Origin of the sequence: Pseudomonas citronellolis (assembly GCF_900112375.1) — a bacterium.
Taxonomy (GTDB): Bacteria; Pseudomonadota; Gammaproteobacteria; order Pseudomonadales; family Pseudomonadaceae; genus Pseudomonas; species Pseudomonas citronellolis.
Map to the genome: position 1 here is coordinate 132,758 of NZ_FOLS01000006.1, position 23,680 is coordinate 156,437.

A 23,680-nucleotide genomic window follows, 5' to 3' on the forward strand; every position below is an offset into this window, starting at 1 on the left:
TCAGGCACCTCCCTTGGCGAGGTCGTCGAGTTTCACCTGCAGGGCGCCAGCGGCGGCCTCTTCGGGCAGGGCGGCCTTGGCCTTCTCGTAGGCGCTGCGGGCGTCGTCGGTGCGCTTGAGCTGCACCAGCAGGTCGCCCTTGAGTTCTTCGCGGCTGGAGAGGTAGGCCTTGTCGGCGTCGCCTTCGAGCAGCTTCAGGCCGTCCTCGGCCTTGCCCTGGGCAGCCAGGACACGGGCCAGGCGCTGGCGGGCCAGCTCGCCGAGGGTGGCGTCAACCGGCTTGTCGACCACGGATTTCAGCTCGCTGGCGGCATCGTCCAGCTTGCCGGCGTCCACCGCCACCTTGGCGACGAACAGGCGGCCGTACTGGGCGTAGTGGGTACCGCCGTACTCGCTGGTCAGCTTGTTGGCCAGCTCGGCGACGCGCGCGGTGTCCGGCTGGCCGGAGGGCGTCAGCGAGGCTTCGACCAGTTGCTGGTAGAGGATGGAGGCGTTCTGCGACTGGTTGGCCTGGTACTTCTTCCAGGCCTGCCAGCCGAACACCACCACCAGCGCCAGGGCGGCCCCGGTGAGCAGGGGCATGCCGTTGCGCTGCCACCAGTCCTTGAGATCCGCCAGTTGTTCTTCTTCGGTACGCGTGGTCACCCCAATACTCCTAATCCGCTCGATTCTCAGGCCCGCTGGATGCAGGCTGCCAGGTGCTCGGGCAGAGCCTCCCAGGCTATGTTCTGTTGCTCACCCTCGCCACGCAGGGGCTTGAAACCTACCACGCGCGCGGCCAGTTCGTCGTCACCCAGGATCAGGGCGAATTGGGCACCGCTCTTGTCGGCCTTCTTGAACTGGCTCTTGAAGCTGCCGGCGCCGGCGTTGAGCAGCAGGCGGATGCCGGGAACGGCGTCGCGCAGCTTCTCGGCCAGGCTCAGGGCAGCCAGTTCGGCCGGCTCGCCGAAGGCGCAGACGTAGACGTCGGCCGGGCGTTTCAGCTCGGCGGGCACCACGCCCAGGGTCTCCAGCAGCAGCACCAGGCGCTCCACGCCCATGGCGAAGCCCACGCCCGGCGTCGGCTTGCCGCCGAACTGGCTGACCAGGCCGTCGTAGCGGCCCCCGCCGCAAACGGTGCCCTGGGCGCCGAGCTTGTCGGTGACCCATTCGAAGGCGGTGCGGCAGTAGTAGTCCAGGCCGCGCACCAGCTTCTGGTTGATCTCGTAGCGCAGGCCGACCGCGTCCAGGCGGGCCTTCAGGCCCTCGAAGTGGGCGATCGACTCTTCGTCCAGGTAGTCGTGCAGGGTCGGCGCGCCGACCAGCAGCGCCTGGGTGCTTTCCACCTTGCTGTCGAGGATGCGCAGCGGGTTGGTGGTCATGCGCCGCTGGCTGTCTTCGTCGAGCTGCTCGAAGCGTTCCTGCAGGTAGGCCACCAGCGCTTCGCGGTAACGCGCGCGGGCCTCGCTGGAACCCAGGGTGTTGAGCTGCAGGGTCACGGCGTCGGCCATGCCCAGCTTCTGCCACAGGCGCCAGGTGAGGATAATCAGCTCGGCGTCGATGTCCGGCCCCGGCAGGTTGAAGACTTCCACGCCGATCTGGTGGAACTGGCGGTAGCGGCCCTTCTGCGGCTTCTCGTAGCGGAACATCGGCCCGGTGTACCAGAGCTTCTGCACCTGGCCGCCGCCGGTCAGGCCGTGTTCGAGCATGGCCCGCACGGTGCCCGCGGTGCCTTCGGGGCGCAGCGTCAGCGACTCCTCGTTGCGGTCGAGGAAGGTGTACATCTCCTTGTCGACCACGTCGGTGCCTTCGCCGATGCCGCGGGCGAAGAGTTCGGTGAACTCCATGATCGGCAGACGGATCTCGCTGTAGCCGTATTCTTCCAGCAGGCCGGCGAAGGTGTTTTCCAGGTAGCGCCATACCGGGGTCTGGTCCGGCAGGATGTCGTTCATGCCACGAATGGCTTGCAGGGACTTGCTCACATGTTGTCCTTGTTGCGGTCAGCCGCGCACGATCAGGGCGGCGTCGGCTTCGGCCTTGGCGGCCGCTTTTTCGCGGATCAGCCGTTCCAGCTCATCCACCAGGTTTTCGTTCTGCAGCTTCTGCGCCGGCTTGCCGTCGATGTAGACGAGGTTGTTCGGCGTGCCGCCGGTGAGGCCGATGTGGGCCTCCTTGGCCTCGCCCGGGCCGTTGACCACGCAGCCGATCACGGCCACGTCCATCGGCACCAGCAGGTCTTCGAGGCGGCCTTCCAGCTCGTTCATGGTCTTGACCACGTCGAAGTTCTGCCGCGAGCAGCTCGGGCAGGCGATGAAGTTGATGCCGCGCGAGCGCAGGTGCAGGGACTTGAGGATGTCGAAACCGACCTTGATCTCTTCCACCGGGTCGGCGGCCAGGGAGATGCGGATGGTGTCGCCGATGCCCTCGGCCAGCAGCATGCCCAGGCCCACCGCGGACTTCACGGTGCCCGAACGCAGGCCGCCGGCCTCGGTGATGCCCAGGTGCAGCGGCTGCTCGATTTCCTTGGCCAGCAGGCGGTAGGCCGCCACGGCCATGAACACGTCGGAAGCCTTCACGCTGACCTTGAAGTTCTGGAAGTCCAGGCGCTGGAGATGCTCGACGTGGCGCATGGCCGATTCCAGCAGGGCCTCGGGGGTCGGCTCGCCGTATTTCTTCTGCAGGTCCTTCTCCAGCGAACCGGCGTTGACGCCGATGCGGATCGGGATGTTCTTGTCGCGGGCCGCGTCCACCACCGCCTTGACGCGGTCCTCGCGGCCGATGTTGCCGGGGTTGATGCGCAGGCAGTCGACGCCCAGCTCGGCCACGCGCAGGGCGATCTTGTAGTCGAAGTGGATGTCGGCCACCAGCGGCACGCGGACCTGCTGCTTGATCTTGCCGAAGGCCTCGGCCGCGTCCATGTCCGGCACCGAGACGCGCACGATGTCCGCGCCGGCGTCTTCCAGGCGGCGGATCTGCGCGACGGTGGCGGCCACGTCCAGCGTATCGGTGTTGGTCATGCTCTGTACGGCGATGGGCGCGTCACCGCCCACCGGCACCGAGCCGACCCAGATCTTGCGGGACTGGCGGCGTTTGATCGGAGAAGCGCAATGCATCTTTAGTTACCACCCAACTTCATGCGTGCCGTCTCGCCGCGGGAATAGGGCGAAACGTCGACCGGCTGGCCGTTGTAGCTGACCTGGGCGCCGCGGGCGAAGCCCAGGCGCAGCTCCAGGGGAACCTTGGCGGCGACTTCCATAGAGTCGCCCTTGCGCTTGAGCGCGCTGACCAGGACCTTGCCGTCGGCGTCGGTGACCTGGGTCCAGCAGTCGGCGATGAACTGCACCTTGACCACGCCCTGGCCGGCCGAAGCCACCACCGGAGCGGCAGCCGGAGCAACAGGTTCGGCAGCGGGCGCAGCCGGGACCGCCGGGACAACCGGAGCGACCGGAGTCGCAGGCACGGCAGCAGTGTTGGCGGCCGGTACGGCGGGAGCAGTCGGCGCTGCAGGGGCGGCCACCTGGGGCGCGGCCTCGGCCGGGTTGGCCGGGGCTTCGGCGTTCTGTTCGGGCTCGGCGGCGGCGGTATCGCCGGCCGGCTCGCTCGGCGCGCTGGCCTTGTCTTCGGCGACGGCCTGGTCTTCGGGCTCGTCGAGGCTGTGCACCTCGGTGGTGCCGTCGGCGCTCTCGACCTCGACGTGCTCCAGGTTCAGGCCGCTGTTCTCGGCGAGGTTGCGCCCGGCGCGCTCCTGCCACCAGAAGTAGCCGAAGCCCACCAGGATCGCCAGCAGCAGCAGGCTGAACAGGCGCAGCAGGTTGCGCGACAGGCGCATCGGCTCGGCCACCCGGCCGAGGCTCTGCACGTTGCTGCCGGTGGCGTCGGTGCCGGTGAACTGGTCGAAGGCGGTGACCATCTGCGCCTGGTCCATGCCCAGCAGCTTGGCGTAGGCGCGCACGTAGCCGCGGGCGAAGGTGTGGCCCGGCAGCTTGTCGAAATTGCCCAGCTCCAGCTGGCGCAGGGAATTCTCGGTGAGGTTCAGCTGACCGGCCACCTGCGAGGTCGACCAGCCCCTGCTCTCGCGCGCCTGGCGCAAGGCCTCACCCGGATTGGCGCGGCTCGTGCTGGCGACTTCTGGCTGCGACGTCTTCATCATTTCTCTGCCTGGTATGCCTGGTATTCGGGGGATGCGGGATACAGGCGCTTGAGCTGCAGGCCGTAGCTGGCGGCGGTGTCCTTGTCGTCAAAGACCCGCGCCAGCCGCACGCCCAGCAGCAGGCTCTTGGCGTTCTGCTGTCCCTGCTTCAGGTATTCGTTGTAGTAGTCGCGCGCCGGCACGTACTGGCGATCGTCATAGGACAGCTGCGACATTTCCAGCAAGGCGCTGGGCTGCCGGCGGTTCAGGCGCAGGGCCTTTTCGAAGTACTGCTTGGCCTGCTCGCGCTGCTTCAGCTGGAGGCTGACCAGGCCGAGGTTCTCGAAGACCCGCGAGCGCTCCGGGTAGAGGCTGTCCTCGGCGGCCTTCTGGAAGGCATTGGTGGCCTCGTCGTAGCGCTTCTGTTCGTACAGGAAGCTGCCGTAGTTGTTCCAGATGCGCGCATCCGAGCGCGAGGACAATGCCTTGCGGTATTCCTGCTCGGACAGCTTGGGCTCCATCTCCTGCTGGTAGACCAGGGCCAGCGCAGCGTGGGCGTCGGCGCTCGAGGAGTCCAGCTCCAGGGCCTGGCGCAGCGGCACCTTGGCCTGCTCGGTATTGCCGTTCTGCAGGTAGCCGATGGCCAGCTGGATGTAGGCGTCGCGGGCCTCTTCACGGCCCTTGGCGGTGCTCAGGGGATCCTGCTTCCCAGACGTCACGCAACCCGCCAGCAGGCTGGCCAGGAACACGAACAGCGCGGCGCGCAAGGTCATCGGAATCCTCCCTCGAGATCAGTTTCGATTGGCGGGCGCCTTCTCGGCGTCGGCCGCCAGCTGGCGTACGGCGATGTAGCGTTCGCTGCGACGGGTACGGTCCATCACCTGGCCGACCAGTTGGCCGCAGGCGGCGTCGATGTCGTCGCCGCGGGTGGTGCGCACGGTGACGTTGAAGCCGCCCTTGTGCAGCATGTCCTGGAAACGGCGGATCGAGTTGTTGCTCGGCCGCTCGTAACCGGAATGGGGGAACGGATTAAACGGAATCAGGTTGATCTTGCAAGGAATTTCCTTGAGCAATGCGATCATCTGCTCAGCGTGCTCGGGCTGGTCGTTGACGTCCTTGAGCAGGGTGTACTCGACGGTCAGCACGCGCTCCTTGCCCAGGCGGGTGATGTAGCGCTGGCAGGCGTCCAGCAGCACCGCCAGGGGATACTTCTTGTTGATCGGCACCAGTTGGTTGCGCAGCTCGTCGTTGGGCGCGTGCAGCGACAGCGCCAGGGACACGTCGGTGACTTCGCCGAGCTTGTCGATCATCGGCACCACGCCGGAGGTGGACAACGTCACCTTGCGCTTGGAGATGCCGTAGCCGAAGTCCTCCATCATGATGCTCATGGCGGTGACGACGTTATCGAAGTTCAGCAGCGGCTCGCCCATGCCCATCATCACCACGTTGGTGATGGCGCGGTCGATCTTGCCGGGCACGGTGCCGAAGGATTTGTTGGCGAGCCACACCTGGCCGATGATCTCGGCGGAGGTCAGGTCGCTGTTGAAGCCCTGCTTGCCGGTGGAGCAGAAGCTGCAATCCAGGGCGCAGCCGGCCTGGGACGACACGCACAGGGTGCCGCGGCCGTTCTGCGGGATGTACACGGTCTCGACGCAGCTGCCGGACGCCACGCGCACCACCCACTTGCGGGTGCCGTCGCTGGAGATGTCCTGGCTGACCACTTCGGGGCCGCGGATCTCGGCACGGGCCTTGAGCTTTTCGCGCAAGGCCTTGCCGACATTGGTCATGGCGTCGAAATCCTCGGCGCCAAAGTGGTGAATCCATTGCATCACCTGGCCGGCGCGGAAGCGCTTTTCACCGATGGACTCGAAGAATTCCTCGAGCTGGGGCTTGGTCATGCCCAGCAGGTTGGCCTTTGCAGCGGTATCAGTCATGGATTCACCCTCGCCCATTCGCCTGGATCAGCGAATGCGCTCGCACACCTCGGTGCTGGAGAAGAAGTAGGCGATCTCGCGGGCAGCCGAAGCTTCCGAGTCGGAACCGTGAACGGCGTTCTCGTCGATGGAAACGGCGAAATCGGCGCGGATGGTGCCGGCGTCGGCTTTCTTCGGATCGGTGGCGCCCATCAGCTCACGGTTTTTCAGGATGGCGTCTTCGCCTTCCAGAACCTGAACGACGACCGGGCCGGAGGTCATGAAGGCAACCAGGTCCTTGAAGAAGGGACGCTCTTTGTGCTCGGCGTAGAAGCCGCCGGCTTCGCGCTCGGACAGCTGGACCATCTTGGAAGCGACGACGCGCAGACCGGCCTTCTCGAAGCGGGTCAGGATTTCGCCGATGACGTTCTTGGCGACGGCGTCGGGCTTGATGATGGAGAAGGTACGTTGCAGGGCCATTTGGGATAACTCCGAAAAGCAAGGTTGGTAATGCCGAGAAGCCCCTGGGGCGGCCCCAGGAGCTTCTGTGATTCAGGGTGAGCCGCGCGACAGCGGCAGCCTCTGGCTGGCACGCACGGGGCCGGTACACGCTCGGCGTTCCGGCAGGCGCCGGCAGGTACCGCGGGGAACCTGACCGAACACCTAAAGATAAAACCCGCGAATTATACGCGGGTTCGGGGAAAAGCATAAGGGCAGCTGCAAGCTACAGGCCGCAAGCGGCAGGCGAAAGCGAAAGGCCACTTCCACACCCGTAGGATGGGTTGAGCGAAGCGATACCCATCACAGTGGCCGCATGGGTTTCGCAAGCTCAACCCATCCTACGAAAGGCCCGCTCTTCACCTGCAGCCTGCCGCCTGTAGCCTGCCGCCGCTTTCAGTCCGCCTCTTCGATCCAGGCGCCCTGGATGGCTTCCAGGACTTTCTCGCCGCCACGCGACGGATCGTCGCTGAACTCCGGCAGGCCGACCACCCAGTTGTGCAGGTCGACGAAGTTGACGTAGTGCGGGTCCACGTCGGGATGGCTTTCCGCCAGCTGGATGGCGATTTCCAGCACATCGGTCCATTTCAGGCTCATGTCCGCTCCCTCAATGACCTTCGGAAACCTGGTTGATGGTGTATTTCGGAATCTCCACCACCAGGTCCTCGTCCGCCACCACCGCCTGGCAGGACAGGCGCGAATCAGGCTCCAGGCCCCAGGCCTTGTCCAGCATGTCGTCTTCCAGCTCGTCGGAAGGCTCCATGGAGTTGAAGCCCTCGCGCACGACCACGTGGCAGGTGGTGCAGGCGCAGGACATCTCGCAGGCGTGCTCGATGTCGATGCCGTTGCGCAGCGCAGCCTTGAGGATGGTCTCGCCCGGCTGGGCCTCGACCACCGCGCCCTCCGGGCAATGCTCGGGGTGGGGCAGAAATACGATCTGCGGCATCTTCGCTTATTCCTCGATTTCGTTGAGCCGGCGACCGGCCAGGGCGGCCTTGACGGAAGCGTCCATCCGTCGCGCGGCGAAGGCGTCGGTCACCTGGGACAGACGCTTGATCTGTTGCTCGATGGCGGCGGTATCGCTACCGGCGGCCAGTTCGCGCAGGGTATCCATGCCGGCCTCGATGGCCAGCCGCTCGTCGGCGTCCAGCAGGCGCTCGCCATCGGCGTCCAGCGCCGAGCGCACGGCTTCGAGCAGGCGCTCGGCCTCCACCTGCTGCTCGCGCAGCGCACGGGCGTTCATGTCGTCGCCGGCGTACTGGAAGGAGTCCTGCAGCATGCGGGCGATCTCGCCGTCGGTCAGGCCGTAGGACGGCTTGACCTGGATGCTCGCCTCGACGCCGGAGCTCATCTCGCGGGCGGACACCGCCAGCAGGCCGTCGGCGTCCACCTGGAAGCTGACGCGGATCTTCGCCGCGCCGGCCACCATCGGCGGGATGCCGCGCAGCTCGAAGCGCGCCAGGGAGCGGCAGTCCTTGACCAGCTCGCGCTCGCCCTGCAGCACGTGGATCATCATGGCCGTCTGGCCATCCTTGTAGGTGGTGAATTCCTGGGCGCGGGCCACCGGGATGGTGGTGTTGCGCGGGATCACCTTCTCCATCAGCCCGCCCATGGTCTCGAGCCCCAGGGACAGCGGGATGACGTCCAGCAACAGCAGCTCTTCGCCGCGCTTGTTGCCGGCCAGGGCATCGGCCTGGATGGCGGCGCCGATGGCCACCACCTGGTCGGGGTCGATATCCACCAGCGGCTCGCGGCCGAACAGCTCGCCCACCGCCTGGCGCACGCGCGGCACGCGGGTGGAGCCGCCGACCATGACCACGGCGCCGATGTCCTCCAGCTCGATGCCGGAGTCGCGCACGGCGCGGCGGCAGGCCTTGAGGCTGCGGGCGACGAAGGGTTCGATCAGGGCATCCAGCTGGCTGCGGTCCAGCTTGCCGCGCCAGTCGCCATAGGCGACCTCGACGCTTTCGTTGAGGGTCAGGGCTTCCTTCGCCGCGCAGGCGGCCTGCAGCAGTTGGCGCTGGCTGCCCGGGTCGAGGTCGTCGGAAGCGCCGGCCTGCTGGATGATCCAACTGGCGATGGCATGGTCGAAGTCGTCGCCGCCCAGCGCGCTGTCGCCGCCGGTGGCCAGGACCTCGAAGACGCCACGGGTCAGGCGCAGGATGGAAATGTCGAAGGTGCCGCCGCCCAGGTCATAGATGGCCACCACGCCCTCGGCGTTCTTGTCCAGGCCGTAGGCGACCGCCGCGGCGGTGGGCTCGTTGAGCAGGCGCAGCACGTGCAGGCCGGCCAGGCGCGCGGCGTCCTTGGTGGCTTGGCGCTGGGCGTCGTCGAAATACGCCGGCACCGTGATCACCGCGCCGACCAGCTCACCGCCCAGGGTGGCTTCGGCGCGCTGGCGCAGGCTGCGGAGGATTTCCGCGGAGACCTCGACCGGGCTTTTCGGGCCCTGCACGGTCTCGATGAACGGCATGTGCGACTCGCCCTGGGTGAAGCGGTAGGGCAACTGGCCACCGAGCTGCTTCACATCCTCCAGGCCACGGCCCATCAGGCGCTTGACCGAGATGATGGAGTTCAGCGGGTCGGCGGAGGCGCCGCGCTTGACCGACTCGCCGACCTCGACGCGGTCGGCCAGGTAGCGCACCGCCGACGGCAGGATCAGGCGCCCCTCGGCATCGGCCAGGGGTGCGGCGACGCCGCTGCGTACGGCGGCGACCAGGGAATTGGTGGTGCCCAGGTCGATGCCCACGGCCAGCCGGCGCTGGTGCGGCTGAGGGGTTTGTCCGGGCTCGGCGATCTGCAATAGGACCATGCGGCTTCTAATCAGGCGTAACGGGCGCGGCGCGGGCCGCGCGGATTAATCGTCGAGTCGCTCTTCGAGTTGGCGCACTTCCTGCGCCAGCTTGTCGAGAAACTGCATGCGGCGCACCAGGCGCTCGGCTTGCTCGCGGCGCGCGGCGTCGTCCCAGCAATCGGCGAAGCTGTCCTCCAGCTGCTGCTGGGCAGCCTTCAGGCGGCGCTTGAAGGCGGCTACGCCATCCAGATCGGCGCTGTCCTGCAGGTCTTCCAACTCCTCGCGCAGCTGCATCTGCTGCAGGAGGAACTCCGGGTCCTGCACCGTGGCTTCCAGCGGCAGCGCCTGGCCACGCAGGGACAGCAGGTACAGCGCCCGGCGCGGCGCGCTCTTCAGCGTCTGGTAGGCGTCGTTCAGCTCGGCGGCGCGCTCCAGCGCCACGCGCTGCTCGCGCTCGGAAGCATCGGCGAAGCGGTCCGGGTGGACGCTGCGGACCAGCTCACGATAACGCTGGCCAAGGGCATCCAGATCGAGGCGGAAAGCCGGCTGCAGGTCGAAGAGCGCGAAGTGACAAGGACTACCCACGCCGGCCTCAGACGTTGAAGCTTTCGCCGCAGCCGCACTCGCCACGAACGTTCGGGTTGTTGAACTTGAAGCCCTCGTTGAGGCCTTCCTTGGTGAAGTCCAACTCGGTGCCGTCGAGGTAGACCAGGCTCTTCGGGTCGATGATGACCTTCACGCCGTGGCTCTCGTAGACCAGGTCCTCGGGCGCCAGCTCATCGACGAACTCGAGCACGTAGGCCAGGCCGGAACACCCGGTGGTGCGCACGCCAAGACGAATGCCCTCGCCCTTGCCGCGCCCCTCGAGGGAGCGCTGGACATGCTTGGCGGCGGCTTCGGTCATGCTGATGGCCATGGGAACTCCTTACTCAACTGAGCGGTTAGAGCAGACCCTTCTTCTGCTTGTAGTCGCGCACGGCCGCCTTGATGGCGTCCTCGGCGAGCACCGAGCAGTGGATCTTCACCGGCGGCAGGGCCAGCTCTTCGGCGATGGTGGTGTTCTTGATGGCTTCGGCCTCGTCCAGGGTCTTGCCCTTCATCCACTCAGTGGCGAGGGAGCTGGAGGCGATGGCCGAACCGCAGCCGTAGGTCTTGAACTTGGCGTCTTCGATCACGCCCTGCTCGTTGACCTTGATCTGCAGGCGCATCACGTCGCCGCAGGCCGGCGCGCCGACCATGCCGGTGCCGACATCGGGATCCTCGGCGTCGAGCTTGCCGACGTTGCGCGGGTTTTCGTAGTGGTCGATGACCTTGTCACTGTATGCCATGGCTAATCCTCACTCTCTATGGGGCGGGTCAGTGGGCCTGCCATTCGACCTTGGACAGGTCGACACCCTCTTTGAACATGTCCCACAGCGGCGAGAGCTCGCGCAGCTTGGAAACGGCTTGCCCCACGATACCGGCGGCGTAATCGACCTCTTCCTCGGTGGTGAAGCGGCCGAAGGTGAAACGGATGGAACTGTGCGCCAGCTCGTCGTTGCGGCCCAGGGCGCGCAGCACGTAGGACGGCTCCAGGGAGGCGGAGGTGCAGGCCGAACCGGAAGAGACCGCGAGGTCCTTCAGGGCCATGATCAGCGACTCGCCTTCCACGTAGTTGAAGCTCAGATTCAGGTTGTGCGGCACGCGCTGGGTCAGGCTGCCGTTGACGTAGAGCTCCTCCAGGCCGTCGAGCTTGGCGAAGAAGCGGTCGCGCAGGGCGCGGATGCGCTCGTTCTCGGCGTGCATCTCTTCCTTGGCGATGCGGAAGGCCTCGCCCATGCCGACGATCTGGTGGGTGGCCAGGGTGCCCGAACGCATGCCGCGCTCGTGGCCGCCACCGTGCATCTGGGCTTCCAGGCGCACGCGCGGCTTGCGGCGCACGTACAGGGCGCCGATGCCCTTGGGACCGTAGGTCTTGTGGGCGGAGAAGGACATCAGGTCGACCTTGAGCTTGTCCAGGTCGATGTCGACCTTGCCGGTGGACTGCGCGGCGTCGACGTGGAACAGGATGCCGCGCGAGCGGGTCAGCTCGCCGATGGCGGCGATGTCGTTGATGGTGCCGATCTCGTTGTTCACGTGCATGATCGAGACCAGGATGGTGTCGTCACGCAGCGCCGCCTCGACCATGGCCGGGGTGATCAGGCCTTCCTCGGTGGGGTCGAGGTAAGTCACTTCGAAGCCTTCGCGCTCCAGCTGGCGGGTGGTGTCCAGCACCGCCTTGTGCTCGATCTTCGAGGTGACGATGTGCTTGCCCTTGCTGCCGTAGAAGTGCGCCACGCCCTTGATGGCGAGGTTGTCGGACTCGGTCGCGCCGGAGGTCCAGACGATCTCGCGGGGGTCGGCATTGACCAGCTCGGCGACCTGGCGGCGGGCGTTCTCCACGGCTTCCTCGGCCTTCCAGCCGAACACGTGGGAGCGCGAGGCGGGGTTGCCGAAGTTGCCGTCCACCAGCAGGCAGTCAGCCATCTTCTGAGCGACGCGCGGGTCCACCGGGGTGGTGGCGGAGTAGTCGAGGTAGATCGGCAATTTCATCAGGTAACTCCTACAGGCTGGCGCGCGCTCAATCGATGGCGGACGCTTCAATCTTATCGAGGCTCGGCCGTTTGCCGGTGCCTCCGCAACGACGCTCATCCTGCCGCTGCGCGACTTCCTGGACTTCTCGGCGCTCGACCAGGTCGGCGAGGCTGATGCCGCTGAGGAATTCGTGGATCTGCTGGCTGAGGTCGCACCAAAGGTGGTGGGTCAGGCAAGTGTCGCCGGAGTGGCAATCCCCCTGCCCTTGGCAGCGCGTGGCGTCGACCGACTCGTTGACCGCATCGATCACCTGGGCGACGTGGATGCCGGCCATGTCGCGGGACAGCTGGTAGCCGCCGCCGGGACCGCGCACGCTGGTCACCAGGTTGCCACGGCGCAACTTGGCGAACAGCTGTTCGAGATAGGACAGGGATATGCCCTGGCGCTCGGAAATGTCCGCCAGGGAAACCGGACCACGCTGGGCATGCAACGCCAGGTCGAGCATGGCAGTTACGGCATAGCGGCCTTTGGTGGTCAAACGCATGGGACATTCCCGAATGGATCACTGGACTGGCAGAAGAATGCCATTTTCCGAGTATTTAAGTCAACTATAAGACCTATCAAATTACTCGGGATTAGCCAGCGAAGGGCGGCATAATGTAGCAGGAAATCGTTAGCGGCGCATCAATGCGCCGCCTTGCCCTCTTCATCCTTGACGCCGGCGAAGTCCTCTTCACGCAGCTCCGGCAGCTTTTTCGCACAATAGTCGCTACCCAGGGCCGTCAGCGCCTGGCACATGCCCTCCAGCCGGCCGTCCACCGCCTGCAGGTGGTCGAGCAACTGACCGATGGCGCGGGCCACCGGGTCGGGCATGTCCTGGCTGACGCCGTAGGCGTCGAAGCCGAGCTTCTCGGCCATGGCCTGGCGCTTGGCCTGCTGCTCGGCGTCGTCCTTCATGATGATACGCCCGGGAATGCCCACCACGGTGGCGCCCGGGGGCACTTCCTTGGTGACCACGGCATTGGAGCCCACTTTCGCCCCGGCGCCGACGGTGAACGGGCCGAGTACCTTGGCGCCGGCGCCGACCACCACGCCATCGGCCAGGGTCGGGTGGCGCTTGCCCTTGTTCCAGCTGGTGCCGCCGAGGGTCACGCCCTGGTAGAGGGTGACGTCGTCACCGATCTCGGCGGTCTCGCCGATGACGATGCCCATGCCGTGGTCGATGAAGAAGCGCCGGCCGATCCTGGCGCCGGGGTGGATCTCGATGCCGGTCATCCAGCGACCGAAGTTGGACACCAGGCGCGCCAGCCACTTCCAGCCGGAGGTCCACAGCAGGTGGGCCAGGCGGTGCAGCCACACGGCGTGCAGGCCGGGGTAGCAGGTGAGTACCTCGAAGGCATTGCGCGCTGCCGGGTCGCGATGGAATACGCTCTGGATATCTTCGCGCACACGCTCAAACATCATCTTCACTCCGCTTGCAGGCCGCGCCCTGCGCGACCTTCTGTGTTTCGGTGAGGATACCCCGGAGGATATTCATCTCCAGCTTGCTGACCCCGGCGCGGCCATACAGGCGGCGCAGGCGCGACATCAGGTGCCGCGGCTTCTGCGGGTCGAGGAAGCCGATGTCGACCAGGGTGGACTCCAGGTGCGCGTAGAAGCGCTCCAGCTCGTCGGCGGTGACCGGCAGGCTGTTGAGCATGGCGGTGGTCTCCAGCTTCTCCTGCTTGGTCGGCTGGCCTTCGGCGGCCAGCCAGGCCATGCGCACCTCGTAGGCGAGCACCTGGACCGCCGTCGCCAGGTTCAGCGAGCTGAACTCGGGGTTGGCGGGAATGTGCACGTGGAACTGACATCGCTGCAATTCTTCGTTGGTCAAACCCGCGTACTCGCGGCCGAACACCAGGGCCACCTCGCCGCCCTGCTGGGCGTGCTGCAGGCTGGTGGTCGCGCACTCGCGGGGGTCGAGCAACGGCCAGGGGATGCGCCGGTCACGGGCGCTGGTGCCGAGCACCAGGCTGCAGCCCACCAGGGCGTCCTCCAGGGTCGGCACCACCTGGGCGGCGTCGAGGATGTCGGTCGCCCCGGAGGCGCGGGCCACCGCCTCGCCGCTGGGGAAGTCCATGGGGTCGACCAGCACCAGGCGCGACAGGCCCATGTTCTTCATGGCCCGGGCGGTACCGCCGATATTGCCGGGATGACTGGTGTTCACCAGCACCACGCGAATTCTGTCGAGCAACCGAAGCTCTCCACACAAGCAGATACGAAAAGGAACGGAATCCTACCGCAGCGCTCGGTCTTGCGCCACGCAAGCGACAGGCCGCCCTATGAGCGCCACGGTTTTCTGGTACAATGTTCGGCTTTCTTTAACATCATCCAGGTGACCTCTCCATGCAGCCCATGCTGAACATCGCCCTGCGCGCGGCCCGCAGCGCCGGTGAACTGATCTTCCGCTCCATCGAACGCCTGGACACCCTCTCGGTCAACGAAAAAGACGCCAAGGACTACGTCACCGAAGTCGATCGCGCCGCCGAACTCAGCATCGTCACCGCCCTGCGCAAGGCCTACCCGAACCACGGCATCATGGGCGAGGAAGGCGGCTTCCTCGAAGGCAGCGGCGAAGGCGCCGACTACCTGTGGATCATCGACCCGCTGGATGGCACCACCAACTTCATCCACGGCGTCCCGCACTTCGCCGTCAGCATCGCCTGCAAGTACAAGGGCCGTCTGGAGCACGCCGTGGTCCTCGACCCGGTGCGCCAGGAAGAGTTCACCGCCAGCCGCGGCCGCGGCGCCGCGCTGAACGGCCGCCGCCTGCGGGTGAGCAACCGCAAGAGCCTGGAAGGCGCCCTGCTGGGCACCGGCTTCCCGTTCCGCGACAGCCAGCTGGACCATCTGGACGCCTACCTGGGCATGTTCCGCAGCCTGGTCGGCCAGACCGCCGGCATCCGCCGCGCCGGCGCCGCCAGCCTGGACCTGGCCTACGTCGCGGCCGGCCGCTTCGACGCCTTCTGGGAGTTCGGCCTGTCCGAGTGGGACATGGCTGCGGGCGCCCTGCTGGTACAGGAAGCCGGCGGCCTGGTGAGCGACTTCACCGGCAGCCACGAATTCCTCGAGAAGGGCCACATCGTCGCCGGCAACACCAAGTGCTTCAAGGCGCTGCTGACCAGCATCCAGCCGCACCTGCCGCCGTCGTTCAAGCGCTGAGCGCCAGCGGAATGAAAAAGCCCGGCCATGTGCCGGGCTTTTTGTTGGGCGCATCCAGCGAGTCCTCCGGCAAGCTCAACTCCCCGTAGGATGGGTTGAGCGAAGCGATACCCATCACCATGGCCCGATGGGTATCGCAAGCTCAACCCATCCTACGAAAGCACCTCGGCACAGCCCCCTGTAGGAGCGGACCTTGTCCGCGATAGCCGGAGGTATCGGCGCGATTCGCGGATAAGATCCGCTCCTACGCTATGGGCGGCACGGATTCTCGTAGGAGCGAGCTTGCTCGCGAACAGACTCCGCTACGAGGCTCATTCGCGAGCAAGCTCGCTCCTACAAAGAGCTTCTGCCGGAAACGAAGAAGGCGCCCCGCGGGGCGCCTTCTCGTGCTTCGATGCTTACTGCTGGCTGAGGATCAACCGGCCGCTCTTGTCCACCGGGATCTGGCTGCCCGGGTCGCGGTCCATGCGCACCTGGCCGGCCTTGCCGTCGAGCATGTACTTGACGTCGTAGCCCACCACTTTCTCGCTGGTGTCGTTCACGGTGCTGCAGCGGGTTTCGGTGGTGGTGTAGGTGTCACGCTCCTGCATGCCTTCCTGCACCTTGTTGCCGGCGTAGCCGCCGCCGACCGCACCGGCCACGGTGGCGATCTTCTTGCCATTGCCGCCGCCGATCTGGTTGCCCAGCAGGCCGCCGGCGATGGCGCCGATGGCGGTGCCGACGATCTGGTGCTGGTCCTTGACCGGGCGCTGGTGGGTGACCGCCACGTCCTTGCAGACCTGGCGCGGAGTCTTGATGGTCTCCTTGACCGGCTGGACAGCGACCACCTCGGCATACTCGGGGCCGCGGTCCACCAGGCTGTACGTGGCCACCGCTCCACCCGCCGTAACGCCGACTGCGCCCAACACGGTACCGATGAGCAACGACTTGTTCACATAGACCTCCTGGCTTTCCTTTCATACGGGCACCTGCCCTTGTCCTTGCCTTGGAGCAGGGAATTCTTAGGAAAGTTCCGACATTCCTTCACGATGCGCCACTGCATGCCGACACACGGCCGGATCGCGCACAAAGAAAAACTCCCGCCGGAGCGGGAGTTTCGAAGGACGGCAGGACGGCCTCAGGGGCGGTCGTCGACTTCCTTGGCCTGCGGCGGGATCAGGTCCTCGGCCGAGAGCTTCAGCCAGATCAGCACCACGTCGGCGATGTAGATCGACGAGTAGGTGCCGGCCAGCACGCCGACGAACAGCGCGATGGAGAAGCCGAACAGGTTGTCGCCGGCGAAGAACAGCAGCGCGGCGATGGCCAGCAGGGTGGAGATCGAGGTGGCCAGGGTCCGCAGCAGGGTCTGGCTGGTCGAGATGTTGATGTTCTCGATCAGGCTGGCCTTGCGCAGCACGCGGAAGTTCTCGCGCACCCGGTCGAAGATCACGATGGTGTCGTTCAGCGAGTAGCCCACCACCGCCAGCACCGCGGCGAGCACGGTCAGGTCGAAGGTGATCTGGAAGAACGACAGCACGCCCATCACGATGATGGCGTCGTGGATCAGCGAGAGGATGGCGCCCACGGCGAACTTCCACTGGAAGCGGAAGCCGACGTAGATGAGGATGCCGCCCAGGGCCAGGAGCATGCCCAGGCCGCCCTGGTCGCGCAGTTCCTCGCCGACCTGCGGGCCGACGTACTCCACGCGCTTGAGGCTGGCCGGGTTCTGGGTGTCGGCCTGCTGCAGCGCCGCGGCGACCTTCTTGCCCAGCTCCGGGTCTTCGCTGGGCATGCGCACCAGCACGTCCCTGGTGTCGCCGAAGCTCTGCACCACGGCCTCGGCGTAGCCGGCCTTGACCAGCTCGTCGCGGACCTTGCCCAGGTCGGCCGGCTGCTGGTAGTTCAGCTCGATGAGGGTGCCACCGGTGAAGTCCAGGCCGAAGTTGATGCCCTTGGTGATCCAGCTGCCGAGGGCGATCAGGGTGAGGACCAGGGTGGCGGCGAACGCAATGTTGCGCACGCCCATGAAGTTGATGGTACCGATCTTGATATTCATCTCATGATCCCCCTTAGATCCACAGCTTCTTGAAGTCACGCCCGCCGAAGATCAGGTTGACCATTGCGCGGGTGACCATGATGGCCGTGAACATCGAGGTGAGAATGCCCAGCGACATGGTCACGGCGAAGCCCTTCACCGGGCCGGTGCCCATGGCGTAGAGGATGCCGCCGACCAGCAGCGAGGTCAGGTTGGCGTCGACGATGGCGGTGAAGGCGCGGTTGAAGCCTTCGTGGATGGCGCGCTGCACCGACATGCCGCCGGCCAGTTCCTCGCGTATCCGCGAGAAGATCAGCACGTTGGCGTCCACCGCCATGCCCATGGTCAGCACGATACCGGCGATGCCCGGCAGCGTCAGGGTCGCGCCGAGGATCGACATCAGCGCCACCAGCAGGACCATGTTGAAGGCCAGGGCGACGGTGGCGACCACGCCGAAGAAGCGGTAGATGACGATGATGAACAGCGACACGAACACCATGCCCCACAGGGAGGCGTCGATGCCCTTGGCGATGTTGTCCGCACCCAGGCTCGGGCCGATGGTGCGTTCCTCGGCGAAGTACATCGGCGCGGCCAGGCCGCCGGCGCGCAGCAGCAGGGCCAGTTCCGAGGACTCGCCCGGGCCGTCGAGGCCGGTGATGCGGAACTGGTTGCCCAGGGCCGACTGGATGGTCGCCAGGCTGATGATCTTCTTCTCTTCCTTGAAGGCCGGGACGGCGACTTCCTGCTCGACGCCGTCGACCACCTGCTTGGCATAGCGGGTGATCGGCTTCTGCTCGATGAACACCACGGCCATGCTGCGGCCGACGTTGTTGCGGGTGGCGCGGTTCATCAGCTCGCCGCCGTGGCCGTCGAGGCGGATGTTCACCTGCGGACGGCCGTTCTCGTCGAAGCTGGCGCTGGCGTCGGTGACCTGGTCACCGGTGATGATCACGCTGCGCTCCAGGGCCACCGGCGGGCGGCGCGGCTCGCGGAATTCGAAGGTCTCGGTGGCCGACTTGATGGCGTCGGGCTCGGCGGCCAGGCGGAACTCCAGGTTGGCGGTCTTGCCGAGGATGCGCTTGGCTTCGGCGGTGTCCTGCACGCCCGGCAGCTCGACCACGATGCGGTTGGCGCCCTGGCGCTGCACCAGCGGCTCGGACACGCCCAGCTCGTTGACGCGGTTGCGCACGGTGGTGAGGTTCTGCTTGATCGAGTATTCGCGGATCTCGGCGAGCTTGGCCGCGGTCATGGCCAGGCGCAGCACCTGCATGCCGTTGCGCGAATCCTGGGTCACCTCGAAGTCGCGGTAGTCCTTGGCGATCAGCGCCTTGGCCTTGTCCAGCGATTCGTCGTCGGTGAAGCCCAGCTGGATGGCGCGGTCCTGCACCGGCAGGCTGCGGTAGCGCAGGCGCTCCTTGCGCAGTGCGCTCTTGATCTCGCTCTCGTAGACGTTCAGGCGGGCGTCGACGGCCTTGTCCATGTCCACTTCGAGGAGGAAGTGCACGCCGCCGGAAAGGTCGAGGCCCAGCTTCATCGGGTGGGCGGCGATGTTGCGCAGCCAGTTCGGGGTGGTCTGCGCCAGGTTCAGGGCGACCACGTAGTCGTCGCCCAGGGCGCGACGCACGATGTCCTTGGCGGGAAGCTGGTCTTCCTGCTTGACCAGGCGGATCAGGCCGCTGTTCTTGCCGAGGCTGCCCGCCTTGACGGCGATGCCGGCGTCGGTCAGCGCCTTGCTGGCCTTGTCGATGTCGGCCTGGGTGATCTGCAGCGCGCTGCTGGCGCCGCTGACCTGCACGGCCGGATCGTCCGGGTAGAGGTTGGGTGCGGAATAGATGAAACCGACGGCAAGCACCGCCAGGATCAGCAGGTATTTCCACAGGGGATATTTGTTGAGCATTGGTACCGCCCGTTATGACGCGGGGCGCTTCATGCGCCCCGTCTATTGGTTTTCTTTGCCTGGAACTCAGATGGCCTTGAGCGTGCCTTTCGGCAGGGTCGCGGCGATGGCGCCCTTCTGGAACTTCAGCTCGACGTTGTCCGCGACCTCGACGACCACGAAGTCCTCGGCGACTTTCAGCACCTTGCCGGCGATACCGGCGGAAGTGACGACTTCGTCACCCTTCTGCAGGTTGGACAGGAGGCTCTTGTGCTCCTTGTTACGCTTGGCCTGCGGGCGCCAGATCATCAGGTAGAAGATGACCAGGAAGCCGACCAGGAAGACCCACTCAAAACCAGTGCCCATCGGGCCTGCGGCGGCCGCGGGAGCAGCGGCGTCGGCGTAGGCGGCGGGAATCAGAAAGCTCATCGGATACTCCTGTCTCTATATTCTTTTGGAAAATCGGGATCAATCGCCCAGCGGCGGCGTCGGAAGGCCGCGTTTGGCATAGAAGGCGTCGACAAAGGCGGCCAATGTACCCTGTTGGATTGCCTCGCGCAAACCAGCCATAAGCCGCTGATAATGCCGCAAGTTATGGATGGTATTGAGCATGCTGCCGAGCATTTCCCCGCACTTGTCCAGGTGGTAGAGGTAGGCGCGGGAGAAGTGCTTGCAGGTGTAGCAATCGCAGGTCGGGTCCAGCGGCGATTCGTCGTGCTTGTGCACGGCGTTGCGAATCTTGATCACCCCGGTGTCGACGAACAGATGGCCGTTGCGCGCGTTGCGCGTGGGCATCACGCAGTCGAACATGTCGACGCCGCGGCGCACACCTTCCACGAGGTCCTCGGGTTTGCCCACCCCCATCAGGTAACGGGGTTTGTCGGCCGGCATGCGTGGCGGCAGGAAGTCCAGCACGCGGATCATCTCTTCCTTGGGCTCGCCCACCGACAGGCCGCCGATGGCCAGGCCGTCGAAGCCGATCTCCTGCAGGCCTTCCAGCGAGCGCATGCGCAGCTCTTCATGCATGCCGCCCTGGACGATGCCGAACAGCGCCGAGGGGCTGTCGCCATGGGCGATCTTCGAGCGCTTGGCCCAGCGCAGCGACAGCTCCATGGAACGCTTGGCCACGTCGAACTCGGCCGGGTACGGGGTGCACTCGTCGAAGATCATCACGATGTCCGAGCCCAGCGCGCGCTGCACCGCCATGGACTCCTCGGGGCCCATGAAGACCTTGGCGCCGTCCACCGGCGAGGCGAAGTACACGCCCTCTTCCTTGATCTTGCGCAGCGCGCCCAGGCTGAACACCTGGAAACCGCCGGAGTCGGTGAGGATCGGCCCCTGCCACTGCATGAAGTCGTGCAGGTCGCCGTGCTTGCGGATCACCTCGGTGCCCGGGCGCAGCCACAGGTGGAAGGTGTTGCCGAGGATGATCTGCGCACCGATGCCCTCGATGTCGCGCGGCAACATGCCCTTGACCGTGCCGTAGGTGCCCACCGGCATGAACGCTGGGGTCTCCACCACCCCGCGGGGGAAGCTCAGGCGGCCGCGCCGGGCCTTGCCGTCGGTGGCCAGCAGTTCGAACTTCATGAAACTCATGGATCAGTCCTCGGGCCCGCGCGGCGCGGGGTTGCGGGTGATGAACATGGCATCGCCGTAGCTGAAGAAACGGTACTCGTGCTCCACCGCCGCGGCATAGGCGGCCATGGTCTGCGGATAGCCGGCGAAGGCCGAGACCAGCATCAGCAGGGTCGATTCGGGCAGGTGGAAGTTGGTCACCAGGGCATCGACCACATGGAACGGCCGGCCCGGGTAGAGAAAGATGTCGGTGTCGCCGCTGAACGGCTTGAGCTGACCGTCGCGGGCCGCGCTCTCCAGCGAACGCACGCTGGTGGTGCCGACGGCGATCACCCGGCCGCCACGGGCGCGGCAGGCGGCCACGGCGTCGACCACGTCCTGGCCGACCTCCAGCCACTCGCTGTGCATGTGGTGGTCTTCGATCTTCTCCACGCGCACCGGCTGGAAGGTGCCGGCGCCGACGTGCAGGGTGACGAAGGCGGTGTCCACGCCCTTCTCGCGGATGGCCTGCAGCAGGCCCTCGTCGAAGTGCAGCCCGGCAGTGGGCGCGGCCACAGCGCCGGCGCGCTCGGCGTAGACGGTCTGGTAGCGCTCGCGGTCGGCGGCCTCGTCGGGCCTGTCTATATAGGGCGGCAGCGGCATGTGCCCGACGCGCTCCAGCAGCGGCAGCACGTCTTCGGCGAAGCCCAGTTCGAACAGCGCGTCGTGGCGCTGCAGCATCTGCGCCTCGGCGCCACCGTCGATGAGGATCTTCGAACCCGGCTTGGGCGACTTGCTCGAACGCACGTGGGCCAGCACGCGGCGGCTGTCCAGCACGCGCTCGACGAGGATTTCCAGCTTGCCGCCGGATTCCTTCTGGCCGAACAGCCGCGCCGGGATCACCCGGGTGTTGTTGAACACCATCAGGTCGCCCGGCCGCAGGTATTCCAGCAGGTCGGCGAAGTGACGGTGGCTGAGGGCGCCGCTCGGCCCGTCCAGCACCAGCAGGCGGCTGGCGCGACGTTCGGCGAGCGGATGGCGGGCGATCAGGGCCTCGGGCAGATCGAAATGGAAGTCGGCGACGCGCATGGGGTATATCTCGAAGGGCCGGATATATTACTGGAATTGCGATGGCATCGCCACGCGGGTGGATTGACCGGTACCGAGGGCCTCCCTATACTGCCGCGCCATTGCCTCGGTGGCGGAATGGTAGACGCGGCGGATTCAAAATCCGTTTCTGGCGACAGAGTGAGAGTTCGAGTCTCTCCCGGGGCACCACGACATAGTCCCAAGCTTTCCTCAGAAAGCCCAAGACACCAGGAAAACCGGCCCTTGAGCCGGTTTTTTTGTGCCCAGCGTTCCCATGCATTCCCTTGTAAGCCCAACTTTTTGTGAGTAGATTCGTGAGTAGAGCCAGTTCGGTCCTGATTTTCTACTCACACCAGGCCACTTGATCTGCGCCTGGCGTGGCTTCAAGGGGAATGCCGTGCCTCTCACAGATTCCGCAGTCCGCGCCGCCAAGCCCAAGGAGAAGCTCTACCGCCTCTCTGACTCCCTCGGCCTTTGCCTCGAAATCACCACCACCGGCAGCAAGCTCTGGCGCTTCCGCTATCGCCACGCCGGAAAGCCCAAGATGATCAGCCTTGGCGCCTACCCTGCCGTCACGCTCGCGAAGGCCCGGGAGTTGCGCGATCGTGCTCGTGCCCATGTGTCATCCGGCATCGATCCTTCCGAACACAAGCAAGCGGAAAAGAAGGCCCGGGAAGCCGAGGTGTATACCTTCAAGATGCTGGCGAACGAGTGGTACACATATCGAGCCCCTCGCTGGGCAGAAGCGAGCGCGTACAAAGCGCGCCTCTACCTCGACAACGACATCATCCCCAACATCGGCATGCGCCCTGTCGTTGAAGTCACTCGCCCCGAGTTGGTGGAACTGCTACGCAGCATCGAGAACCGCGGAGCTCACAATGTCGCCCGCAAGGTTCGGCAATGGCTCGGCCAGATTTTCCGCTTCGGCCTGGCCAAGGGATCAGTCAACTCCAATCCGGCAACAGATTTGGATGTGGTGGCCGCTCACGCACCCGATACTCGCCACCACCCGCACGTCTCGATCGCTGAGCTTCCCGAATTGCTCCGCAAGGTCGACGCAGCCAGAACCAACGTACTCACTCGCAGCGCCATTCACTTGCTGGTACTCACAGGTGTTCGCCCAGGTGAACTACGCGCCGCACCTTGGAGCGAATTCGACCTCGATGCGGCAACCTGGTCGATCCCCAAGGAGCGGATGAAGGCGCGCCGACCTCACCTGGTTCCGCTACCCACTCAGGCTGTGGATATCCTGCGCCAGCTCCATCAGATCACTGGCCACCATGATCTAGTGTTCTCCGGACGCAATAGCAGCTCGCGCCCCATGAGCGAGAACACCATCAACAAGGCGCTTTCAGAGGCTGGCTACAAGGGCCGGCAGACCGGACATGGATTCCGCCATCTACTGAGCACCGAGCTGAACAGCCGCGGCTACAACCGCGACTGGATAGAACGTCAGTTGGCCCATGGTGATGCCGACGAGATGCGCGACACCTACAACCATGCCCACTACCTCGATCAGCGCCGGCAGATGATGCAAGCCTGGGCTGACGAAATCGCCGCGCTGTGCGCTGGTGCAAACGTCATGAGCATTAGGCGAGCATGAACAAAACAGAATGGACAGCACTTCTCGCTCGTGCCGAAAAGTTGGACGAGCCGCTTACCGATGAAGAATTTTCATTGTGGAAGCGTGGAATGTTGGACGGAAACGCGCGCATGTGGAACGTCGATTACGTGCATGCTGTCCAGCGAGCGATTGAGGGGCATGATCGAGAGCAACTAGATGCGATGCTGGGAGCAGAAATACCTATCCCAGCATTCTTGCTACCGTTCTTGATTCCCATATCTCAGGGGCGTCGCCCCGCGCAATTCACTGCGCTGGAAGACAAAATTAACCGTGAAATGTTCGACCGCTCCGTACGGTTTATGGAAATGTCTGCAGCAGAAGCAAAGCGCTGGATCGCTGAAGTGCGTGGAGCCCATGTAAAAACAATAGAGCGCTCACTTAAAAGAACCGAGTAGAGAGACTAAACCCCCCCGGCTTTTTAGTCTCAAGATGTGCCACGAAAATCTGACCGTCGCT

At 65.5% G+C, this 23,680-nt stretch carries 26 protein-coding genes and 1 tRNA gene; 4 read left to right on the forward strand and 23 right to left on the reverse strand.

The window, feature by feature from the left end:
• The 17 genes from BM060_RS07890 to trmJ all read right to left on the reverse strand — a co-directional run bounded on the left by BM060_RS07890 (position 1) and on the right by trmJ (position 14,099).
• Positions 1 to 645 (reverse strand): YfgM family protein, encoded by a 645-nt coding sequence (locus BM060_RS07890; protein ID WP_074978967.1) that lies wholly within the window; start codon positions 643 to 645, stop codon positions 1 to 3.
• Between the two features lie 26 nt (positions 646 to 671).
• The gene (gene hisS / locus BM060_RS07895) at positions 672 to 1,961 is read right to left on the reverse strand and encodes a histidine--tRNA ligase (RefSeq protein WP_074978970.1); all 1,290 of its coding nucleotides are present in this window, start codon (positions 1,959 to 1,961) and stop codon (positions 672 to 674) included.
• Positions 1,962 to 1,979: 18 nt separating this feature from the next.
• Entirely contained in the window at positions 1,980 to 3,092 is a 1,113-nt protein-coding gene (ispG, locus tag BM060_RS07900; RefSeq protein ID WP_009616174.1) for a flavodoxin-dependent (E)-4-hydroxy-3-methylbut-2-enyl-diphosphate synthase, read from the reverse strand.
• A 2-nt stretch (positions 3,093 to 3,094) separates the two neighbouring features.
• Positions 3,095 to 4,129, reverse strand: a complete 1,035-nt coding sequence (locus BM060_RS07905) for a helix-turn-helix domain-containing protein (RefSeq protein ID WP_074978972.1) — start codon at positions 4,127 to 4,129, stop codon at positions 3,095 to 3,097.
• Positions 4,126 to 4,881 carry a type IV pilus biogenesis/stability protein PilW gene (gene pilW / locus BM060_RS07910; protein WP_009616172.1) on the reverse strand — a complete coding sequence of 252 codons (756 nt, stop codon included), beginning with the start codon at positions 4,879 to 4,881 and terminating at the stop codon, positions 4,126 to 4,128. The genes BM060_RS07905 and pilW overlap by 4 nt, the downstream gene beginning before the upstream one ends.
• Before the next feature lie 18 nt (positions 4,882 to 4,899).
• A complete protein-coding gene (gene rlmN / locus BM060_RS07915; protein WP_074979114.1) occupies positions 4,900 to 6,042 on the reverse strand; it encodes a dual-specificity RNA methyltransferase RlmN in 1,143 nt (380 codons plus the stop codon).
• A 27-nt stretch (positions 6,043 to 6,069) separates the two neighbouring features.
• On the reverse strand, positions 6,070 to 6,501 hold the full coding sequence (gene ndk, locus BM060_RS07920) for a nucleoside-diphosphate kinase (protein ID WP_074978975.1): 432 nt from the start codon (positions 6,499 to 6,501) through the stop codon (positions 6,070 to 6,072).
• 414 nt (positions 6,502 to 6,915) lie between these two features.
• Complete coding sequence (iscX, locus tag BM060_RS07925) at positions 6,916 to 7,116, reverse strand: Fe-S cluster assembly protein IscX (protein WP_074978977.1); 201 nt, start codon at positions 7,114 to 7,116, stop codon at positions 6,916 to 6,918.
• A 10-nt stretch (positions 7,117 to 7,126) separates the two neighbouring features.
• The gene (fdx, locus tag BM060_RS07930) at positions 7,127 to 7,465 is read right to left on the reverse strand and encodes an ISC system 2Fe-2S type ferredoxin (protein WP_074978979.1); all 339 of its coding nucleotides are present in this window, start codon (positions 7,463 to 7,465) and stop codon (positions 7,127 to 7,129) included.
• Positions 7,466 to 7,471: 6 nt separating this feature from the next.
• On the reverse strand, positions 7,472 to 9,331 hold the full coding sequence (gene hscA, locus BM060_RS07935; RefSeq protein WP_074978981.1) for a Fe-S protein assembly chaperone HscA: 1,860 nt from the start codon (positions 9,329 to 9,331) through the stop codon (positions 7,472 to 7,474).
• Positions 9,332 to 9,376: 45 nt separating this feature from the next.
• Positions 9,377 to 9,898, reverse strand: coding sequence for a co-chaperone HscB (gene hscB / locus BM060_RS07940; RefSeq protein WP_043273029.1), 522 nt, complete (start codon positions 9,896 to 9,898; stop codon positions 9,377 to 9,379).
• A 7-nt stretch (positions 9,899 to 9,905) separates the two neighbouring features.
• Positions 9,906 to 10,229, reverse strand: coding sequence for an iron-sulfur cluster assembly protein IscA (gene iscA / locus BM060_RS07945; protein WP_009616165.1), 324 nt, complete (start codon positions 10,227 to 10,229; stop codon positions 9,906 to 9,908).
• 25 nt (positions 10,230 to 10,254) lie between these two features.
• The gene (gene iscU / locus BM060_RS07950) at positions 10,255 to 10,641 is read right to left on the reverse strand and encodes a Fe-S cluster assembly scaffold IscU (protein ID WP_074978984.1); all 387 of its coding nucleotides are present in this window, start codon (positions 10,639 to 10,641) and stop codon (positions 10,255 to 10,257) included.
• 28 nt (positions 10,642 to 10,669) lie between these two features.
• On the reverse strand, positions 10,670 to 11,884 hold the full coding sequence (locus tag BM060_RS07955; protein WP_074978986.1) for an IscS subfamily cysteine desulfurase: 1,215 nt from the start codon (positions 11,882 to 11,884) through the stop codon (positions 10,670 to 10,672).
• A gap of 28 nt (positions 11,885 to 11,912) precedes the next feature.
• A complete protein-coding gene (gene iscR / locus BM060_RS07960; protein ID WP_009616162.1) occupies positions 11,913 to 12,410 on the reverse strand; it encodes a Fe-S cluster assembly transcriptional regulator IscR in 498 nt (165 codons plus the stop codon).
• A gap of 140 nt (positions 12,411 to 12,550) precedes the next feature.
• Positions 12,551 to 13,327, reverse strand: coding sequence for a serine O-acetyltransferase (gene cysE, locus BM060_RS07965; protein WP_009616161.1), 777 nt, complete (start codon positions 13,325 to 13,327; stop codon positions 12,551 to 12,553).
• On the reverse strand, positions 13,320 to 14,099 hold the full coding sequence (gene trmJ / locus BM060_RS07970; protein ID WP_074978989.1) for a tRNA (cytosine(32)/uridine(32)-2'-O)-methyltransferase TrmJ: 780 nt from the start codon (positions 14,097 to 14,099) through the stop codon (positions 13,320 to 13,322). Before trmJ ends, cysE begins: the two co-directional genes overlap by 8 nt.
• 152 nt (positions 14,100 to 14,251) lie before the next feature.
• On the opposite strand from trmJ, the gene suhB reads away from it, so the two are divergent.
• Entirely contained in the window at positions 14,252 to 15,067 is an 816-nt protein-coding gene (gene suhB / locus BM060_RS07975; protein ID WP_043315890.1) for a type III secretion system regulator SuhB, read from the forward strand.
• Positions 15,068 to 15,465: 398 nt separating this feature from the next.
• On the opposite strand, the gene BM060_RS07980 is transcribed toward suhB, so the two are convergent.
• The 6 genes from BM060_RS07980 to queA form a co-directional block, all read right to left on the reverse strand.
• Entirely contained in the window at positions 15,466 to 16,002 is a 537-nt protein-coding gene (locus BM060_RS07980; RefSeq protein WP_009616158.1) for a glycine zipper 2TM domain-containing protein, read from the reverse strand.
• A 182-nt stretch (positions 16,003 to 16,184) separates the two neighbouring features.
• Positions 16,185 to 17,102, reverse strand: coding sequence for a protein translocase subunit SecF (gene secF, locus BM060_RS07985; RefSeq protein WP_009616157.1), 918 nt, complete (start codon positions 17,100 to 17,102; stop codon positions 16,185 to 16,187).
• A gap of 13 nt (positions 17,103 to 17,115) precedes the next feature.
• Complete coding sequence (secD, locus tag BM060_RS07990; RefSeq protein WP_074978991.1) at positions 17,116 to 18,978, reverse strand: protein translocase subunit SecD; 1,863 nt, start codon at positions 18,976 to 18,978, stop codon at positions 17,116 to 17,118.
• Between the two features lie 66 nt (positions 18,979 to 19,044).
• On the reverse strand, positions 19,045 to 19,386 hold the full coding sequence (gene yajC / locus BM060_RS07995) for a preprotein translocase subunit YajC (protein WP_074978993.1): 342 nt from the start codon (positions 19,384 to 19,386) through the stop codon (positions 19,045 to 19,047).
• 39 nt (positions 19,387 to 19,425) lie between these two features.
• Complete coding sequence (tgt, locus tag BM060_RS08000; protein WP_134163504.1) at positions 19,426 to 20,544, reverse strand: tRNA guanosine(34) transglycosylase Tgt; 1,119 nt, start codon at positions 20,542 to 20,544, stop codon at positions 19,426 to 19,428.
• Between the two features lie 12 nt (positions 20,545 to 20,556).
• A complete protein-coding gene (gene queA, locus BM060_RS08005) occupies positions 20,557 to 21,600 on the reverse strand; it encodes a tRNA preQ1(34) S-adenosylmethionine ribosyltransferase-isomerase QueA (protein WP_074978996.1) in 1,044 nt (347 codons plus the stop codon).
• Between the two features lie 103 nt (positions 21,601 to 21,703).
• Between queA and BM060_RS08010 the strand changes: the two genes are divergently transcribed.
• From BM060_RS08010 to BM060_RS32295, 3 genes are all read left to right on the forward strand, one after another.
• Positions 21,704 to 21,789, forward strand: a tRNA-Leu gene (locus BM060_RS08010).
• A 208-nt stretch (positions 21,790 to 21,997) separates the two neighbouring features.
• Positions 21,998 to 23,203, forward strand: coding sequence for a tyrosine-type recombinase/integrase (locus BM060_RS08015; protein ID WP_074979000.1), 1,206 nt, complete (start codon positions 21,998 to 22,000; stop codon positions 23,201 to 23,203).
• A complete protein-coding gene (locus tag BM060_RS32295) occupies positions 23,200 to 23,619 on the forward strand; it encodes a hypothetical protein (protein WP_135499962.1) in 420 nt (139 codons plus the stop codon). Before BM060_RS08015 ends, BM060_RS32295 begins: the two co-directional genes overlap by 4 nt.
• Positions 23,620 to 23,680 lie beyond the last annotated feature (61 nt).